This is a genomic window from Formosa undariae, assembly GCF_042427615.1.
Taxonomy (GTDB): domain Bacteria; phylum Bacteroidota; class Bacteroidia; order Flavobacteriales; family Flavobacteriaceae; genus Formosa; species Formosa undariae.
The window spans coordinates 1-20,979 of the sequence record NZ_JBHMEZ010000032.1; the positions used below are offsets into that span (position 1 = coordinate 1).

Sequence of the window (20,979 nt, forward strand, 5' to 3'; positions counted from 1 at the left end):
CTGTACTCAAATGCGATTCTACTTTTTTTAGGAAGCAAGGTAATTTTATACATTAACCATGTTTCAAATTCTGCCGAAATAAAGGTGCATTCGACATCATTTTTATCCTGACACGGTGCAATACTATCGTGAAGGGTTTTAATAGACTCAGATTTTCTAATATAATCAATACAACGATTGCGTACCATAAAAGACAAGTACGCCGATAAGTTGTTTATTTTTTCTGTGTTATCTCTTTTTTCCCAAAGCTTTATAAAACAATCCTGAACAAGACTTTGCGCCTTATCCATATCGTTTACATAACCGTTAGCTTTAAAACATAGGCCTTCATAATATTTACGAAAAACAAAGTTGAAAGCTTGTTCGCTTCCATTCTGAAGTTCGGTTAATAAAAATGCGTCCGAAGTAAACCTATTATTTATCATAAGAGAACTATTATAGTTATTGATTAAATTATACTTTGCCTCACTTTAAACCAACCGTTACTCAAATCACCATTACATTCGTCAATTAAAATTTGCTTTAATTGCTCTGCCTTCTCTTTATTTGAATCGATTATATTGTGTTCCTCTTTATAATCATCTCGTAAATTATACAGCTGAAATATATTGTCTTTAGCATAATGTCTTAACTTCCATCCTTCTTTTGTTACAATTGAAGGTCCGAAAAACGAAGAGTAAACCACATAGTCGTGAGCCTCACCTTCGCTACCTAATAAGTTAGGCAAATACGAAATTCCATCTTTATCTTCTGGTAACGAGAAACCTGTTAAATCGGCAAAAGTCGCCATTAAATCGTAATTAGCAACGAGCTGATTAGACGTTACACCTGCCTTAATTTTTCCTGGCCAACGTGCGATAAGAGGCACTCTTACTCCGCCTTCCCAATTGGTACGTTTTAAACCTGCCATACCATCGTTACCATCAAAGACATCTCCAGCGATATCACTATAATATTTTGTATTTATTTCATCGAAAGCCTCTCCTGTTTGCATATTTCTAGTAGGCTTAACAATACGTCCTTCTTCCGTATAATATATTTCGTGTCCGTTATCTCCTGTAAATATGACTATAGTATTATCATCTATCCCTAAGGTTTTCAATTCATCCATAATAATACCTACATGATCGTCGAGCATTTTAACCATAGATGCATATTCTTTCTCAATTTGAGTCAGTCTCTCGTCGTTTTTATACTCTTCGGCCACTTCAGGAATAGACACAGGACCATGAGGCAACTGTGTTGGATGATAAAGAAAAAATGGCTTATCCTTATTCTCTCTTATAAACCCAAGTATTTTTTCTAAGAATATATTTTGAGAATACTGCGCTTTCCCTTCCATATCCCATCTATCAGCAAAAGCTTTCTCGGTTTCACGTTCTATTGTTTTCCCACTATCGGCTCTTGTATTTCCTTCAATATTGACTAAATTACCATTTTCAAATAGAAAAGGCGGATAAAAACCATGACATCTTACATGGTCTAAGAAACCATAGTAATAATCCCAACCATGGCGTTTCATATCGCGATCTGAAACCGAAAATCCCCATTCAAGCTTTCCAACTTCCCCTGTTACATATCCAGACTCTTTAAAAACTTGCGGAAGAAACACTTCATCGTCTCCAATTGGACCCGTTTTTTCATTTAATCGCGTTTCAATTTCTTCTTGAGTCATTTTACCTGAAGATATATTTTTATAAATACCCCCACTTGTAAGTTTCCAACGATCTCCATGCACATCGTGATACCCTGTTATAAGACTTGCTCTAGCTGGTGCACAAAACATAACACCATAAGCATTCTCATATCGCATCCCTTCGTGCGCTAATTTATCTATGTTAGGTGTTTTTATTATTTTCTGACCTTCGACAGAAAGCAACCCACGACCTAAATCATCGGCATATATAAGTATTACGTTTGGCTTACTTGTATCCTTTAAAATGACTTCTTTTTTCTCAGAACCACAACTTGTTAGTATTATCCCTAACAACATTAATACAATACAATTTTTCACTACCATATAATTAGCTAATTTTAAAAACCTTAAAACAAATATGCTTTTCAAATAAGATTTTAGAATTCTTAATACAATCTTAACGCTCTAAAGATATTAAAACTACATTAATATAATGAAATAATAATACAACAAATTGTTAAACATAATTTCAACTAACTGAAAAACAACTATTTATAGTTAGTTAAATACAAAATACATGAAATTATAAATGTAATTTAATTGTAAATATAAAATAAATGGCATACTTTTAAATATTATATTTAAAAGTATGCCATAACTACTAAACCATTTTCATGTTAAAACGAGTTGCTTATCTTTCAATGATTCTAACTTTTTCTGTTTTTTGTACATTTTCATGTGCTGACGAAAAAAAAGAACTTACCGCCTCAAAATCAACCTCTCCAAGACCAAACATTCTATTTATTCCTGTAGACGATTTACGTCCAGAATTAGGAGCTTACGGAAACACCTCTATAAAAACACCAAACATAGATGCCTTGGCAAAAGATGGCGTGGTATTCACTAGAGCATATTGCCAACAAGCGGTATGCAATCCTTCTCGCGCAAGTTTACTTACAGGTTTGCGTCCAGACGCGATTCAGGTTTGGGATTTAGCAACAAAGTTCAGAAACAACGTTCCCGATGTTGTCACACTACCTCAATACTTTAAACAAAATGGTTATACGACTATAGGTATAGGAAAAACGTTTCATAACGATATTCCTGATTACTTATCATGGACAGAAAGACTTCATCTTAAAGGATTCCCTTACGATCCAGATGCTGTTTACGCAGATGATGTAAATCTAAAATTATTAGAAGCTAAAAAACAAGAAATAATAGCGCAGGGTAAAAACAGAATTGATCCTTTGGGCGAATGGTATCTAAAGGCTAATGCTACAGAAGGTCCAGATGTAGAAGACGATGCTTATTACGACGGAGCACAAACCACTTACGCTATAAAAAGATTACAAAAATTAGCAGCTACAAAGGAGCCGTTTTTTCTATCGGTAGGTTACTACAAACCGCACTTACCTTTTAATGCTCCTAAAAAATATTGGGATTTATACGACAGAGATTCTATACCGTTAGCCACAAACCAATACCCTCCAATAGATAGTCCAGACTTTACAGTTCATGGCGATCAAGAATTAAGAAACTACGACGATAGTCATGATTTACCGCTCTCTTCTGAAAAACCTTGGAGCGAGGACAAACAGCGAGAAGTAAAACACGGATACTATGCTAGTGTATCTTACACAGACGCTCAGATAGGAAAACTAATAGACGAACTAAAACGTCTAGACTTAATGGACAATACAATTATTGTACTTTGGGGAGACCACGGTTATAAATTAGGAGAACACAATAGCTGGAGTAAAATGTCTAATTACGATATCGATGCCCATGTCCCTATGATAATGAGTGGAGCAAAAATAAAAGCAAAAGGGCGTAAAACAAATGCATTAACAGAACTCGTAGATATTTATCCTTCACTTTGCGAGATGGCAGGATTAGCAATTCCCGAGAATTTACAAGGCACAAGTTTTGTTCCTTTATTAGAGAATCCAAATGCTAAATGGAAGGAAGCAGCTTACAGTCAGTATTTATTAGGAAGATTCGGTACTGCCGAAACCAGAAAAAAAGAACGTATGGGCTATTCTGTAAGAACAGATAAATACAGATATATAGAATGGTATGATTGGGATAAAGACTTAAAAAAGAGAGGCGACTATATAGCTAGCGAACTTTTTGATCACGATACAGATCCTCAGGAAAATCAGAATTTAGCCAATATTCAGGATAACTCGAACACCATAAAAGAACTCTCTAAACTCTTAGACAAAAATTTTAAACATTAAAAGATTTAGCCAATCATGATACTTTTCTCACAACACATAGGGTAACAAGCATTTATAACCGTCCTAAACGTATAACACCTCTTTATCGAAATTTTTTAATATGCAAATACAACTACTTTCTAAAAATGCATTGTTATTAATAACAGTAGCGTTATTTTACATTAGCACATCTGCGCAAACTTCAAAAAAACCTAATGTCGTATTCTTTTTAGTCGATGATTTAGGCTGGATGGACATCGCCGCAAATGGTAGTAAATTTTACGAAACACCTAATATAGATCAATTAGCAAAGGATGGTGTTCGTTTTACACAAGCTTACGTTCCCTCTCCTATTTGCTCTCCTGCAAGAGCTTCAATTTTAACAGGAAAAAATCCTGCTAGGATTAATCTAACGCAATGGATTGGAGGTCCAGGAAATCCGGATTACGTAAGAAATTTACCTCTTGAAGAAGTTGTGTTCCCAGAATTACTACAAGATGCTGGTTACAAAACTATTTTCTTAGGAAAATGGCATCTAAGTAACACAGAAGGTGGAGAAAAATATTGGCCAAACAATCAAGGTTTCGATATAAATATTGCTGGACACCACAGGGGTGGACTTTATATTAAAAACAAATATTTTTCACCTTGGGACATTCCAAATTTAGAAAATGGTCCTGAAGGCGAATACATGACTGACCGTCTGGCTAACGAAGCCGTCGGTTTTATTGATAAAAATAATAAGAATCCGTTCTTACTTTACTTTTCTTTTTATTCTGTTCACGCACCCTTTGATGCACCAGAAGATCGTATAGAAAAATTTAACAAAAAGAAAGACGCTTTAGCACTAACAGACGCAGACCGATTTGCAGAAGAAACGGACGCAGAAAAACCTTTTAAATACAGAACACAACAAGATCATCCAACCTACGCGGCAATGGTTAAATCTATGGATATGGCTGTAGGTAAAGTTTTAGATAAACTAAAAGAAAAAAACATAGCGGATAATACAGTTGTTGTATTCTTTTCAGACAATGGAGGTTTATCGACTTCGGAAGGAACTCCAACTTCCAATGCACCATTACGTGCAGGAAAAGGTTGGTTATACGAAGGCGGAATAAGAGAGCCTGCTATTATAAAATGGCCAGGAGTTGCTAAAGCAGGAACTGTGTCTGACGCGCTTATTTCAGGCATGGACTTCTACCCTACAATCTTAGAAATGACAGGTCAGCCACTACGTCCAGATTTACATATAGACGGAAAAAGCTTGGTTCCTTTACTTAAAAATGAATCTAAGAAAGTCCATGACGTGCTCTATTTTCACTATCCACATATATCCAATCAAAAAGGAGGACCTAGTAGCGCAATTAGAGATGGCGATTACAAATTAATAGTGTTCTTAAACGACAACAAATTCGAGTTATATAATATTAAAAATGATATTGGAGAGCGACATAATTTAGCTTCAGAATTACCAGAAATGACAAATCATTTATATAAAAAACTATATGACTGGTGGGATGAGGTTGATGCTAAATTCCCAAAAGAATTTGTAAAAAAAGCACCCATAAAATAAATAAAATAATCGTATCAATATAAAGCATACCCCTAATGAAACTTATAAAAAATACATTTCTATTACTCTTTACATTATTTATTTCCTTTGCCCACGCCCAAGAAGCCGAAAAAATTCGAGTGGCTTGTATAGGTAACAGTATTACATTTGGATACGGGATTAAAGACCGGATTAAAAATGCATACCCTGCCCAACTACAACGTATGTTAGGCGATAATTATGAAGTTAAAAATTTCGGAATAAGTGGTCGCACCTTATTATCTAAAGGAAACTCACCATACATCACAACAGGTGCTTATAAACAAGCTTTAGACTACAACCCAAACATTATTTTAATTAAGTTGGGTACTAACGATAGTAAAGCGTTTAACTGGGTTTACAAAGATGAATTTAACAGCGACTACGTTAAGCTTATTAAGACCTTTCAAAGTTTAGAATCTAAACCAACAATATACCTATGTAAAGCGGCTCCTGTTTATAAAAGAGGACGAAAAATTAGCGCAGATATTGTTGAAAAGGAAATAAACCCTAGAATTGAAGCCATTGCAAAAAGTCAAAATTTAGAAATCATTGACTTATTTACGCCTATGTTAGGAAAAGGGGATTTATTCCCTGATGCCATTCATCCAAATGGTGAAGGTGCTGGCGAATTAGCAAAATTGGTTTACACAGCTCTTACAGGAAAAGAAGCTGTACTGGTAGACCAAAATTTCCCTGGAAAGAAAACAGATTGGAAAGGTTTTACAAAATATACTTTTGAGTACAACAATAAAGAAGCTTTTGTTCTTGAACCTAAAAAAGCATTAGCAGGAAAACCTTGGGTATGGAGAGCACGTTTTCCTTGGTGGCATACAGAAATGGATGAAATTTTACTAGAAGAAGGATACCATATTGCCTACATAAATACAGATAACCAATTTGGTAGCCCAAAAGCAGTAAAAGCTTGGGATAGTTTTTACAAATACTTAATCCGCTCTCACGACTTTAGTAAAAAAGTAGCTTTAGAAGGTGTCAGCCGAGGTGGATTATTTGTTTACAACTGGGCTAAAAAGAATCCAGAACTTGTAAGCTGTATTTATACTGAAGCTCCAGTTATAGATTTTAAAAGTTGGCCAGGTGGTTATGGAACAGGTATTGGTTCTGAAAAAAACTGGAACATCCTAAAAAAGGAATATGGTTTTAAATCAGATGCAGAAGCAAAAAAATATGCAAATTCACCAATGGATAATCTTGAAGTTTTAGCAAAGGCTAAAATTCCCGTAATGCATATGATTAGTTTAACAGATTCTGTAGTTCCTCCAAAAGAAAACACCTTCCCTTTTATAAACAAATATTTAGAATTAGGAGGAAATGCTACCGTAATTACATGTACCGAAGGGAAACAAACTTTACACGGACACCACTTCCCTATTGAAACACCACAAATAGGTGCCGATTTTATAATATACAATACAAAAAAAGAGACGACTTCTTTAAATTCGTCAGTCTACCATAAGTTACGAGCTGGATTACAAAACAGTAAAATAAAATTTGAACGCGAAAAAACCGGTAGAGTCGCCTTTTTAGGAGGCTCTATTACTTTTAATGGCGGTTGGAGAGATAGCATTACGGATTACCTTAAAGCTAAATTCCCTGAAACTAAATTCGAATTTATAGCCGCAGGTGTGCCATCTACAGGAAGTACTCCTGCTGCATTTAGAATGGAACAAGACGTTTTTAAGGACGGCCCAATTGATTTACTTTTTGAAGAAGCTGCGGTAAACGACGGGACTAACGGAAGAACCAAAGAAGAACAAATACGAGCTATGGAAGGTATTGTACGCCATGCACGTTACCTGAATCCTGCAACCGATATCGTTATCATGCACTTTGTAGATCCAGGAAAAATGAAATCGTATCGCAATGGCATAATTCCAGACGTGATACAAAACCACGAAAAAGTTGCAGCGCATTATAATATTCCAACAATAAACCTTGCTAAAGAAGTCACCGATCGTATAGATGCAGGAGAATTTAGCTGGGCAAAAGATTTTAAGAACTTACACCCTTCACCTTTCGGACAAGGTATTTATGCACATTCTATGTTAAGCTTGTTAGAAATGGCTTGGACAAGACCAATCGCGGAAGACGATAAAATTGGCAGCTACCCGTTACCAGACCCTTTAGATCAATTAAATTACGACAAAGGAGAGCTAGTAGATATTCATACCGCAAAGTTAAGTGGAAACTGGCATATTGTAGAAAACTGGAAACCAGAAGACGGAAAAGCAACGAGACCTAACTATGTAGATGTTCCGTTATTAGTCGGAGACGAAATAAACAAAGGAAAAGCAACATTTACTTTTACAGGTAATACTGTAGGAATAGCTGTTGTGGCTGGTCCAGATTCTGGAACTATAGAATATCGTATCGATGGCGGAGATTGGCAAACACTAGACTTGCTAACCAACTGGAGCAGAAGTCTGCATTTACCTTGGTTTTTTACGCTAGCTAGCGGATTAGAACACACGAAACATAAATTACAGATTAAAATAGCAGAAAACATAGACCCTTCAAAGAGAATAGGAAATGCTTGTAGAATTCGCTATTTCTATATCAATAAATAAAACAGCACAATTACAGATCTTCACTATGAACACACAAATTAATTCCTGTTTCAAAAACAGTTTTTTCTTCCTAATCACGTTATTTTTTGCTCTAAAAGCAAGTGCTCAAGAACCTATTAAGGTTTTCATTTTGGCAGGGCAATCGAATATGCAAGGCCATGGTGAAATGGAAAAAGGAGAAAAAGGAAATCTTAACTGGGTTGTTAATAACGATAAAACAGGGAAATACAAAAACCTACGCGATGCCAATGGCGAGTGGGCAAAAAGAGACGATGTTTATATTCACGCAACCGATAAGTTCGATTCTATAAAATCAGGAAAATTAAGTGCTGGATATGGGGCTTATGCCACAACTATAGGTCCAGAATTAGAATTTGGAAGAGTTGTAGGAGATCAATACGGCAACAAAGTATTACTTATTAAAACCACTTGGGGAGGAAAAAGTATAAATGTAGATTTTCGTCCACCAAGTTCTGTGAGCGATAGTGGGTATGTATCATTACCTTCAAAACCAAAAGATACCGGATATTATTATGTAAAAATGTTATCTAACATTTACGAAGTATTAGACAATCTTCACGATTATGTTCCAGATTACAACGGAGAAGGTTACGAAATTTCAGGATTTGCATGGCACCAAGGTTGGAACGACCGCGTTAACAAAGAAGCAAATAAAGCTTACGAAGAGAATTTAGTTCATTTAATAAAAGATGTACGTTCAGATCTAGGCACACCTACACTTCCTTTTGTAATTGCTACTACAGGAATGAAAGGCTGGGAAGATAAAGATCCTAGAGCACTTTCTATAATGAATGCACAATTAGCCATGGCAAATTATCCTGAATTTAAGGACAATGTATCTGTTGTAGACACTAGAGATTTCTATAAAGAAAGAGCAGATTCTCCTGCAAATCAATTTTACCACTGGAATAGAAACGCAGAATCTTACTTACTTATAGGAGAAAGTTTAGGTAAAGCGATGGTCGACTTAAAAGCAAAACAAACAGCAAGCAACGTTATTCAACCAATAAGAAATGTAGCACGTTACGATAGTGATTTCTTAACACCAACACCACCGGTAGGATGGAATAGTTGGAATGCTTTTGAAAAAGATATCGATGAAAATAAAATAAAGCAGATTGCAGATATAATGGTGAGTTCTGGAATGCGAGATGCTGGCTATAAATTCCTTGTATTAGATGATGCTTGGATGGCTGCAGAACGTAATGAAAACGGACAATTAGTAGCCGATTCTATAAAATTCCCTAATGGCATGAAGGCTGTAGGTGATTACATACATAGTAAAGGTCTTAAATATGGCATCTACGAATGCCGAGGCGATTTAACATGTCAGAATTTACCTGGTAGTTTTGAACATGAAGAGATAGACATGCAATCGTTCGCAGATTGGGGTGTAGACTATATTAAACTGGATGCGTGTTTTGCTAAGAAAAACGGAAGATTATCGAGTGAAGACTTTGATGTATACCACAAAGCTATCTTAAAAACAGGACGCCCTATGGTGCTTAGTATTTCAGATTTCGGAAGTGGAGCTTGGGCCTGGGGCGGTAAGAATTACGGTGAATTATGGCGTACTTCTGGGGATATATTCCCTAGAATTCAATCGGTTTATCGTTGTGCAGAAACCTCTGGAGGAAACGGTGCAATACACCCTGCATTTAACGGATTATGGCAATTTGCAGGTCCAGACAGCTGGAACGACCCAGACATGTTACAAGTTGGAAATCTAAAAAGTATTACTGAAGACAAAGTCCACTTTAGCTTGTGGAGTATTTTAGCAGCACCTATTATGGCAGGTAACGATCTTCGTGAAATGTCTGATGAGGTTAAAAATATAATCACCGCAAAAGAAGTACTTGCTATTAACCAAGATCCAAGAACACATCAAGGATACAGAGTTTATGAAAAAGATAGTATAGAAATATACAACAAACCTTTATCAGACGGAACAACTGCTGTGTTAATGCTTAATAAAGGTGAAAAAATAGCAGATATCACAGTCCTTTGGGAACAAATCGGATTAGCAGGAAAACAACCTGTAAGAGATTTATGGCTTGAAAAAGATTTAGGAGAATTTAATGAATCTTTCACTGCTAAAAAACTGGGGAAACACGAACACCTTTTAATTAAAGTAGGTACAATTGGAAGTCCGCTAGTCGCTGGACCAACACCCATTACAGAAGATAAGTATACGGTCTCTAAATCAGGTACAACCTATTTAAGTGATATTTATTATATGGCTAAAAAAGGAAATGCTCCAGTAGAAGATAAAACGTTCCACGGCGAAAAAATTAAAATCGGACGTAAAAAATTCAGTAAAGGATTAGGCGTTAAAAGTAATGCAGAAATGATGTATCGTCTTAACGGAAGAGCAGACCGTTTTCAAGCGACTGTACAAATGGACAGATCTTCTCCTAAAGATTCTATAGGACGTTTTCAAGTTATGGTAGAAGAAAAATTTGGAGGCCGCGTGTTATTTGACAGTGGAAAAATGAAAAGAGGAGATAAACCTGTTGAAATAGATATAGATGTAAAAGATTTAGAATTTATTTTATTGGATTTCTCTGGAAAAAAAGTATTTGGAAACTGGGGTGACCCGAAAGTTATAAGCAATAAATAATAAAACATAATTATGAAAAAGAGAGCTATTTTAATCCTTTTGTTCATTGTATCATCAATGTATTCTTTTGAAGGCTATTCTCAAGATCAACAAGAAGGTCCATTTACAAAACAAGAAAACAGATTAATTTGGGAAAACGAGGGACAATTATTCTGGATTGACGCTTTTGGAGAAAATGCATTGCGTTTCAGAAGCTCTAAGAGTCTAAGAATAACCGATGAAGATTGGAACTTACTCCCACAACCTAAAGCACAACTTGAAATAACTATTAGTCCTAAAAAAGCTACAGTTATTAACGGAGATATTCGTGCCGAAATTGAATCTAGAAATGGGCGTGTAACCTATTACAACAAAGAAGACGAAATCTTATTAAAAGAAGCAACACACCCACACCACTTACACTTTGCAAGACAGTTTGAAAGTAAAGGAAGTGATCATTTTGAATTAAAAGTAACTTTCGATGCCGATGCAGATGAGCACCTTTACGGAATGGGTCAATACACAAACGACCGCTTAGATTTAAAAGGAACCGTCTTAGAACTTGCTCAAAAAAATACTCAAATATCAATTCCGTTTTTACTTTCCACTAAAGGATACGGATTTATCTGGAACAATCCTGCGATTGGTAGAGCAGAATTATCGATGACGCACACTAGCTTTTACGCTGAGTATGCAAAACAAATAGATTATGTTATTTTCCCGGGAGATACGCCTGCTGATCTAGTAGAGCATTATGCAGATTTAACCGGTAAATCACCAAAAATGCCAGAATACGGAACCGGATTTTGGCAATCTAAATTAAGATATCACTCTCAAGAAGAATTATTAAATGTTGCCAGAGAATATAAAAAAAGAAACTTACCTATTTCTGTAATTGTAGCCGACTTTTACCACTGGCCTGTAACTGGAGACTGGAAGTTTAATTCAGAATTATGGCCAGATCCTAAAGCGATGGTCGAAGAATTAAGAAGTTTAGATATAGAACTTATGGTTTCTGTCTGGCCAACTTTAGCTGAAAAAAGTGAGAACTATAAATATTTCACAGAACATAATTTTACTATCCGTCCAGAATTAGGAAACAACTTATTCTTAAAAGCCAATGACGATTTAACGTTTGTAGATGTTACGTACCCAAAGGCTAGAAAAGCCATGTGGTCTAAGTTAAAAGAAAACTATTTCGACATGGGAATTCGCATGTTTTGGATGGATGAAGCAGAACCGGAAATTGAACCTTTAGAATACAAAAATATTAGATATTATAGAGGTAACGGTTTAGAAGTCTCTAACATTTACCCTTACAATTTTGCTCAGGCGATATACGAAGGCCAACAAGAAGGTGGACAAAAAGAAGTGATCAACTTAATTAGAAGCGGTTGGATTGGAAGTCAGAAATTCGGAACATTACTTTGGTCTGGAGATATTAGCGGAGACTTCCCTACACTAAGAAAACAAGTAAAAGCAGGATTAAACATAGGATTAGCAGGAATCCCATGGTGGAACACAGATATTGGAGGATTCTACGGTAGCTCTACATCAGAAGACTATAAGGAATTACTTATTCGTTGGTTTCAATTTGGTGCCTTTAGCCCAGTTATGAGAATGCACGGTGTAATAAGCCCTACAGTAAAATTAGAAGGTCAGATTACAAACTCAGGTTCACCTAACGAAGTTTGGAGTTTTGGAGATAAACCATACGAAATCATGTCTCGCTACCTAATCATCAGAGAAAAACTTCGTCCATACATTCAAAAGCATATGGATATCGCTTCAGAAAAAGGAACACCCCTAATGAGACCTTTATTCTACGATTTCCCTAATGATGATGCCACCTATACAATAGATGACGAATACATGTTTGGACCAGACATTTTAGTTGCTCCAGTTTTAGAAGCTAAAGCAAAATCTAGATCTATTTACTTACCTGAAGGTTCTAAATGGAAAGATGTACACAGCGGAAAAACCTATAAAGGCGGACAAACTATTACATACAAAGTATCGATAGAAGACATTCCGTTATTTACAAGAAATGGATATACCCTAAAACTTAAATAATAAATAGATTAAAATCATATGAAACTATCACCAAAATTAATTGGGGTTTTAATGCTGTGTGGGTTAACATTCACTGTGTTCAGTTGTCAGAATTTATCATCCAAAAAAACAGTGAAAAATTCACCAGAAGTATCAACGACTGGATTCAATTTAGACAATGCATCTTGGATTACATATGAAAGACCTTTACCAGAAAAAGATTCTTTATTTTATTTAAACCACCCTGCCCCTATCTTTAGAAAGGAATTCAATTCTAAAGAAAGCATAAAAAAAGCAACACTATATATTACTGCTGCAGGTTATTATGAAGCCACAATAAACGGGGAAAGAATAGGAAAAAACATACTAGATCCTGCGTGGACAGATTTTAGTAAGCGCATTTTTGTTTCTGAATATGATATTACATCTCAGATAAACGAAAACGAAAACTGTTTAGGTGTTACTTTAGGAAATGGTTTCTACAATCCGCTTCCTCTAAGAAAATGGGGACGAAGAAATTTAAGAACCGATCTTACCGTTGGAAAACCTACTGTAATTGCTAAATTAATAATTGAGTACACAAACGGTGAAACGGAAGAAATTGCAACCGACGACACTTGGAAATACAGCTATGGTGCCATTCAAAAAAACAGTGTTTACATTGGAGTTGCTTATGATGCAACTAAAGAAATAAATGGATGGAAGACTAATGGTTTTGATGATTCTAAATGGTCTACTGCTATTATTGATAATGGACCTGGAGGCGATTTACAAAAAGCATTCTTTCCACCAGTTCAAATCACAAAAACTTTAACGCCTACCGCCATTACATCTCCAGAGAAAGAGGTTTATATTGTAGATATGGGTGTGAATTTTACAGGAACATTTAAAATGAAAATGACTGGTAAAAAAGGAGACACTATTAATTATAGATTTGGTGAACGCATTTATGATGATGGATCATTAAATCCAATGACAACCGTTATTGGTCAGATTAAAAGAAAGGGCGCAGGTGGCCCAGGTGCACCAGACATTGCATGGCAAACCGATAGTTATGTTATGGGTGATTCTGAAGCATGGTTCCAACCTCCTTTTACATATCACGTTTACAGATATATCGAAATTTCAGGTTTAAAAGAAAAACCAAAAACAGAAGATATACAAGGTCTTATGTTTCATACTAATGTTGAAAATGAAAATACCTTCAGCAGTTCATCGGACTTACTTAACAGCATTCAGGAAATTTCAGAACGGTCATTCTTAACCAACCTTATTAGTGTACAATCAGATTGTGCTGCTCGTGAAAAATTCGGTTACGGAGGTGATTTAAATGCCACAAGCGAAGCTTATATAAATAACTTCGACATGAAAGGTATCTATCGTAAAACGGTATATGACTGGGTAGATGCCATGAAAGATTCTACGTTTGTAGATACAGCGCCTTTTACTGGTGTTGAATATTGTGGGATTAGCTGGGAATCTGCTTATTTAACGACACAGTATTACCTATACCTTTATTATAATGATACAGATTTTGTAAAAGAAATGTATGAGAAAAATAATAAATGGATGGATAAAGTTGCTAGAATTCACCCAGACGGCATGGTAAATAAAGGACTAAGCGATCACGAATCTTTACTACCTGTACCCGTACAATTAATAGGAACCTCTCACTACATGCAATGTGCCGAAATCATGGAAACATTTGCAAAAGTGATGAACGACAAAGACAATGAATTAAAATACAGACAACTTGCGGACCATTTAAGAACACTTGTTAAAAATGAATTCTGGGATAAACCTGTAAAGACTAAAATTAATCGTCAGACTTTATTCTCTACACTACTTTACCACAATATAGTACCTACAGAAGAGTTGGAAGCAGCTAAAGACTCATTACAAAATGCTATTAACAACGGACCTTCTGGACATTTAAACACAGGTATATTTGGTACTAAATATGCTTTAGAGGCGGTTTCTAAAAACATTTCTCCAGATACTGTTTTCGATATCGTTAATAGTAAAGCATACCCAGGATGGGGCTTTATGGTAGCTAATGGAGCGACAACTATTTGGGAAACTTGGAAAGAAAGCGAAGGTACATTTTCTAACAATCACCCGATGTTTGGATCGGTTTCAGAATGGTTTTACAGATGGTTAGGTGGTATTCAGCCAGATCCTAAGCATCCTGGTTTCAAAAAATTTATTTTGACGCCTTCAACACCAGAGGGATTAGAATTTGTTAATACGAAATATAACTCTCCATTTGGAACTATAGTTTCTAATTGGAAAAAACTGACCTCAACCTCTTACGAGTATACGTTTGCTATTCCTTCCGAAAGTAGTGCACAAGTTAACTTGACTCTTAATCCTTCCCAAGACATTAAAATCTTAAAAGACGGTGAAGTATTTAATCAAGAAACAAAATCAGGTCAGTTTGATTTGGAAGCAGGTAATTACAAAATTGTAATTGCAGATAAATAAAAAACACTTAATGAGATTACTTCTTATAAATATTCTAATCGTGCTTGGACCTTTTCTAAATGTTCAAGCACAAGATTATACCGAAGTCAAAGCAAAATTTGAGCACAACTTACACAAACCTGTAAACATTCAGAAGTTAGGCGATGGTCATTATTTTATAGATTTCGGCAAGGCATATTTCGGAACAATTTCTTTAAAACCCAATGCATCTCAAAAGGACTCCGTTGTTTTTCACTTGGCAGAGCAGCTTTCGACAGAGCACACTGTTAACAGAAAACCAAAAGGAACCATAAGATACCAAAGGGTTATGTTACCGAATCTAAATAAAGGAGACGCAACAGATCTTATACTACCAAAAGTTATAGGTAACACTAAACCTGAAGCCATAGCACTTCCAGAATCATTTGGAGTGATTATGCCATTTAGATATTGTGAGATAGAGAACTTAAAAATCCCGATAGACGACCTTATAATCCATCAGAAGGTCGTGCATTACAAGTTCAATGACGAGGCTAGTTATTTCACGTCTTCAGACACTATACTTAACCAAATTTGGGACATCTGCAAGCACACCATTAAAGCCACTAGTTTTGCGGGCTATTATGTAGATGGAGATAGAGAACGCATTCCTTATGAAGCCGACGCGTATATCAATCAACTTAGTCATTATGCTTTCGACAATGAATATTCTTTAGCGAGAAGAACTAACGAATATTTTATTTCTACCCCTACATGGCCTACCGAATGGATACTTCATACGGCTAAAATGTTTTATTACGATTATTTGTACACAGGAGATACCGAATCGATTAGTAAATTTTACAATAAGCTAAAAGATAAAACGCTCATCGAATTGGCTAGAGAAGATGGCTTAATTACGACCGACAATGAAAAGTTGAATAAGGAATTAATGACGCAACTGGGGTTTGAAAACAGAAAGAAAATTAGAGATATTGTAGATTGGCCAATGTCGGAACGTGACGGTTACGAGATGAAAGCGATAAATACCGTAGTCAATGCGTTTTATTTTGAAAACCTTATAATGATGTCTCGCATAGCCGAAGCCTTAGATAAAAAGGAAGACGTTCTGTTTTTTAAAGAAAAAGCAAACCAAGTAAAAGTCCTTATTAACGACAAATTGTTCGATAAATCTACAGGACTGTATATAGATGGTGAAAATTCTAGCCACTCCTCGCTTCACGCAAACATGTTTCCTTTAGCATTCGGAATAGTGCCAGAAGCACGCAAGGAAGCCGTCATTACATTTATTAAATCTAAAGGGATGGCGTGTAGTGTTTACGCGGCTCAATATTTATTAGAAGGTTTATATAAATCGAATGAAGCAGAATATGCTAAACAATTAATTACGGCTACAGACCACGACAGAACGTGGTGGAATATGATTAAAACTGGATCGACCATGACTTTGGAAGCTTGGGATATTAAATACAAACCAAATCTAGATTGGAATCATGCTTGGGGGACAGCGCCAGGGAATATAATTACAAGAGATTTATGGGGTATTAAGCCTATAACTCCTGGTTTCGAAATGGCAGAAATCTATCCTCAATTAGACAATCTTAGTTTTTCAGAAATTAAAGCACCTACTATTAAAGGTCCGATTACAGCAAAATTCAAAAAGATAGACGATCATAATTCTGAATATGAAATTGAACTACCTAAATCCATGAACGGACAGTTTAGAATTCCTTCTGGAAACTGGAAATCTATAAAACATAACGGCGTAGTAATACATAAAAAAACCAAATTAAAGCTTAGCGAAGGACGTAATACGATTACACTAAAAAAGTAATTTACTTACCTATAACCCAGCTGTAAAATTTTATTCGCTACTGAGACACCAAAAATAAAACCAATGATATTTAACTCTTCACATAACTTATTAACTATGAAGCATATTCTATTTTCCTTCTTTTTCATTTCATTTTTAAATGTATCAGGTCAAGAACACGTTTTTCCAGGTGCAGATGAAAGAACACCTTCGAAAGCACAATACTTTAGTTGGATTAACAACACGAACGAAGGTCCTACAGAAGAACATACGGCAATAAATCTAGACTTCTTTGGATGGTTAAAAAGTGAATATGGGATGCAATTAGATATCTACGCAATGGATGCTGGTGCAATTGATGGTAAGAATTTTTATGGAAGTATTTATTCCGAACGCTTTAAAAAGCAATTTCCTAATGGGTTCGATCCTATTTATGAGCAAGCCAAAGCGCTTGATATTAGATTAGGTGTTTGGGGTGGACCTGACGGATTTGGAGATACGCCAGAAGAAGAAAAAGCACGTATAGCCGAAATGGTAAAATTGTGTAGAGATTATGATTTTGCACTTTTTAAATTTGATGCTGTTTGCGGACCATTACGTCCTGAAAAAGAAGATGCTTTTATTGAGTTAATGAAACAATCTCGCGAACACAGCCCGGATTTAATTTTATTAAATCACCGTCTTGGTTTAGATAAGGCAAAACCTTACGCAACTACATTTTTATGGGGAGGTGCCGAAACCTATATAGATGTACATATGGCAAATACCATGACAGCGCCACACCATAGAGCTCAGGCCATGTCTAGAGGACTTGTACCAGACTTACAACGTTTAACAGAAGACCATGGTGTGTGTATTTCATCTTGTATCGATTTCTGGGAAGACGATTTAGTATTACAAGCTTTCAACAGAGCACTGATTCTTTCTCCAGAAGTCTATGGTAACCCTTGGTTATTAAACGACGCCGAATTTTCTAAACTGGCTTATATCTATAATTTACATAAAAAATATAGAGATATTCTTGTAGACGGTATGGTACTAGATAAAGCATACGGAGAACATGCCGTAACTAGAGGAGATGGTAAAACACAACTATTAAGCCTTCGAAATTTAAACTGGGAAGCAAAGTCTTTTTCTTTAACATTAAATGAAGATATCGGACTTAAAGCCGACGGAGACATTACATTACTTCAAGTACATCCTACAGAAAAATTAATTGGTACATTTAAAAAAGGAGAAACTGTTCCTGTAGATGTATTACCTTTTAGATCTGCATTATTTATAGCCACTACAGAAGCCTACACAGATCCGCTTTTAGCGGGAACAGATTTCCAGACTATAAAAAATATTCCTGGCGAATCTATTGAAATTGAAATTCTTGGAATGCCAGGAACAACATCTAACATAAACATAGCAAATAGTGATTTATTTACCAATGCAAAAGTTGATGGTAAATCTATTCAGAAATTAGAAAAAGGCGGAAAATTAAAAGTCCGTTTCCCTGGAGACAAATTAAAAAATAATTACCACCGTAAACTAAATGCTTTTGAAGCAACATCTATCCCTGAAGATGTGACTACACTATATGAAGCTACCATATTTGCAGCAGACAACAATGCTTTAGAAGTACGTTCTTTAAAACGTTCTGGAGAAACTAAAATACCAGAAGTTAAAGCCGCTCGAGATGCATTTTTCGAACAAGATGCTTTTGTAAACCGTGGTGTTTGGGATAAAAATTTATTCGACGGGAATTTAGAAACTGGATTTTGGCGCAACCAAACATACCGTTTAGACACACGTATTGAAGGTGGCGCGTTTAGATTGGATCTAGGAAAAATCACATATTTAGATCAGCTTTTAATTACAGTTCCTAACGAATTTGGATTACAACCCTTACTTGTTGGTGAAGGAAATTTTGTTGAAATTTCTACTGACTTAATACACTGGGAAACCCTAACCTATATTGCAGAAAAACAAACCGAAATAAACATTGGTAAAGACGTAAGATACTTAAGATTTAAAGCCACATCACAACAAATCGTAGAAATTGAAGGTGTAGCTAAAGGAAAAAAAGTAGACAGAACGCAATGGAGAGCTTCCAACTTATTTGCACACCCGAGCAAGAAAAAAGCTCAAAAAGTATGGAAATCTAAAATCGTATTAGACGAGATCGCTCAAGGAAGTTACTTATGTGTGGCCATAAACGGGAAACACGGTATCGAAGGTGCTTATGCAGCGGCTAAAATAGGTGACACTTATATTGGCGCTCCTGATAGAGCATCGTCTTACCCTGCTAATAACTGGGAATTCATGACGTCTCGTAGAGATAACAATTACACCTATTATATTCCATTAGACCAATCGATGATCGGTCAAGAAATTGAAGTATTTACTATGGGTTACGATAAAGAAAACTTGGATTTAAATCCAGAATTATGGATTACAACACACCCTCAACCATGGGAAAAAATAACACTAACATTAGATAGAAAATAATAGCATCCCCTTAAAAACTTAAGCATGTACAACAAGTCCGTTTCAAACACCATTTTATTACTTCTTATATTTTGTATCACTCATATTGCTACAGCAGAAATAAAACTTCCTGCATTTTTTAGTAGCGAAATGGTTTTACAACAACAAACCGATGCCGCTATCTGGGGAACTGCGACCTCTCGTAAAACAGTAGAAATAACAACCTCTTGGAATGGAAAGACGTACACAACTAAAGCTGATAAAAATGGTCATTGGAAACTAAAAGTTGAAACGCCTAGTGCGGGTGGTCCTTACGACATTACTATTTCTGATGGCACACCGCTAACGCTTAGCAACGTATTAATAGGAGAAGTTTGGATCTGTTCTGGACAATCTAATATGGTAATGCCATTAAAAGGGTTTAGTAAACAACCGGTATTAGGGTCTAATAAAACCATTGCGACCTCAACGAATAATCAGATTCGATTATTCAAAGTAAGACAAAAAGCAAGCCTTGAACCACTAGATAATGTTTCTGGTAAATGGCTAGAATCTAAGCCAGAGCATGCTGCTAATTTTAGCGCTACAGCTTACCATTTTGGTAAAATGCTTCAAGAGGTATTACAGGTTCCTGTGGGACTAATTGTTACTGCTTGGGGAGGCACAAGAATAGAACCTTGGATAAGCGAAGACGGACTTAAAGACTTTGACTGGGTTCCTGAACCTGCTCTAGACGCTAAAGGTCGAGTAACCCATAGAATACCTACTACCCTTTTTAACGGCATGATAAATCCGCTAAAAGGTTTCACTATGAAAGGTGTGCTTTGGTACCAAGGTGAATCTAATGCTCCAGAACCAAAAAAATACGAAGCATTGATGCCCGGTCTAATTAACAACTGGCGTAAAGAATGGGCTATTGGAGATTTCCCTTTTTATTACGTACAAATAGCACCTCACGATTACAGCAACAAACCTGGCGTAAATTCAGCTTTACTTAGAGAAGCGCAATTAAAAGCTTCAACAAAAACGGTGAATACCGGAATGGTAAGTTTAATGGACGTAGGAGAAAAAAATATCATTCATCCAGCGCACAAACAATTAGGAGGCGAGCGTCTGGCATACCTAGCCCTAGCCAAAACTTACAACCTAAAAGGTATTGAATATTCTGGTCCTGTTTTAAAAGACATGAGTATTGAAGGTCCTGTTGTGCAACTTACATTCGACCATGCTAAAACGGGGCTAAACACCTTTGGTAAAGACTTTACTAATTTCAAAATTGCCGGTAAAGACAAACGTTTTTATCCTGCCCAAGTTTCAATAAATTGGAAAGGATTGGTTTTATTTTCAGCGTATGTTCCTAATCCTGTTGCAGTGCGTTATGCCTTCGAAGATTTCACTGTTGGAGAACTATTCAATACAGCAGGTTTACCTGCCTCGTCTTTTAGAACAGACGACTGGGAATTGGAGTAAACCATCTCACTATCACACTTGAATTACAATTATTACCACATTAAAA

The 20,979-nt window shown here is 35.9% G+C and carries 11 protein-coding genes; 9 read left to right on the forward strand and 2 right to left on the reverse strand.

Annotated features, from left to right (window positions below; genetic code table 11):
- Both ACFFVB_RS17065 and ACFFVB_RS17070 read right to left on the reverse strand, forming a co-directional pair.
- The coding region (locus tag ACFFVB_RS17065; RefSeq protein ID WP_382384441.1) for an RNA polymerase sigma factor at positions 1-425 on the reverse strand (425 nt) is incomplete at its 3' end.
- Positions 426-448: 23 nt separating this feature from the next.
- Positions 449-2,020: an arylsulfatase gene (locus ACFFVB_RS17070; protein ID WP_382384442.1), complete on the reverse strand. Its 1,572-nt coding sequence runs from the start codon at positions 2,018-2,020 to the stop codon at positions 449-451.
- A gap of 290 nt (positions 2,021-2,310) precedes the next feature.
- Between ACFFVB_RS17070 and ACFFVB_RS17075 the strand changes: the two genes are divergently transcribed.
- From ACFFVB_RS17075 to ACFFVB_RS17115, 9 genes are all read left to right on the forward strand, one after another.
- Positions 2,311-3,879, forward strand: a complete 1,569-nt coding sequence (locus ACFFVB_RS17075; RefSeq protein WP_382384443.1) for a sulfatase — start codon at positions 2,311-2,313, stop codon at positions 3,877-3,879.
- A 100-nt stretch (positions 3,880-3,979) separates the two neighbouring features.
- Positions 3,980-5,434, forward strand: a complete 1,455-nt coding sequence (locus ACFFVB_RS17080; RefSeq protein ID WP_382384444.1) for a sulfatase — start codon at positions 3,980-3,982, stop codon at positions 5,432-5,434.
- Positions 5,435-5,469: 35 nt separating this feature from the next.
- A complete protein-coding gene (locus ACFFVB_RS17085; protein ID WP_382384445.1) occupies positions 5,470-8,040 on the forward strand; it encodes an SGNH/GDSL hydrolase family protein in 2,571 nt (856 codons plus the stop codon).
- Between the two features lie 25 nt (positions 8,041-8,065).
- The gene (locus ACFFVB_RS17090) at positions 8,066-10,681 is read left to right on the forward strand and encodes a sialate O-acetylesterase (protein WP_382384446.1); all 2,616 of its coding nucleotides are present in this window, start codon (positions 8,066-8,068) and stop codon (positions 10,679-10,681) included.
- Between the two features lie 12 nt (positions 10,682-10,693).
- Positions 10,694-12,733 carry a glycoside hydrolase family 31 protein gene (locus tag ACFFVB_RS17095; RefSeq protein WP_382384447.1) on the forward strand — a complete coding sequence of 680 codons (2,040 nt, stop codon included), beginning with the start codon at positions 10,694-10,696 and terminating at the stop codon, positions 12,731-12,733.
- A gap of 18 nt (positions 12,734-12,751) precedes the next feature.
- Positions 12,752-15,196 (forward strand): family 78 glycoside hydrolase catalytic domain, encoded by a 2,445-nt coding sequence (locus ACFFVB_RS17100; protein WP_382384448.1) that lies wholly within the window; start codon positions 12,752-12,754, stop codon positions 15,194-15,196.
- Positions 15,197-15,206: 10 nt separating this feature from the next.
- Positions 15,207-17,009, forward strand: a complete 1,803-nt coding sequence (locus tag ACFFVB_RS17105) for a family 78 glycoside hydrolase catalytic domain (RefSeq protein WP_382384449.1) — start codon at positions 15,207-15,209, stop codon at positions 17,007-17,009.
- A gap of 96 nt (positions 17,010-17,105) precedes the next feature.
- Entirely contained in the window at positions 17,106-19,484 is a 2,379-nt protein-coding gene (locus ACFFVB_RS17110) for a hypothetical protein (protein WP_382384450.1), read from the forward strand.
- Positions 19,485-19,508: 24 nt separating this feature from the next.
- Positions 19,509-20,933 (forward strand): sialate O-acetylesterase, encoded by a 1,425-nt coding sequence (locus tag ACFFVB_RS17115; protein ID WP_382384451.1) that lies wholly within the window; start codon positions 19,509-19,511, stop codon positions 20,931-20,933.
- Positions 20,934-20,979 lie beyond the last annotated feature (46 nt).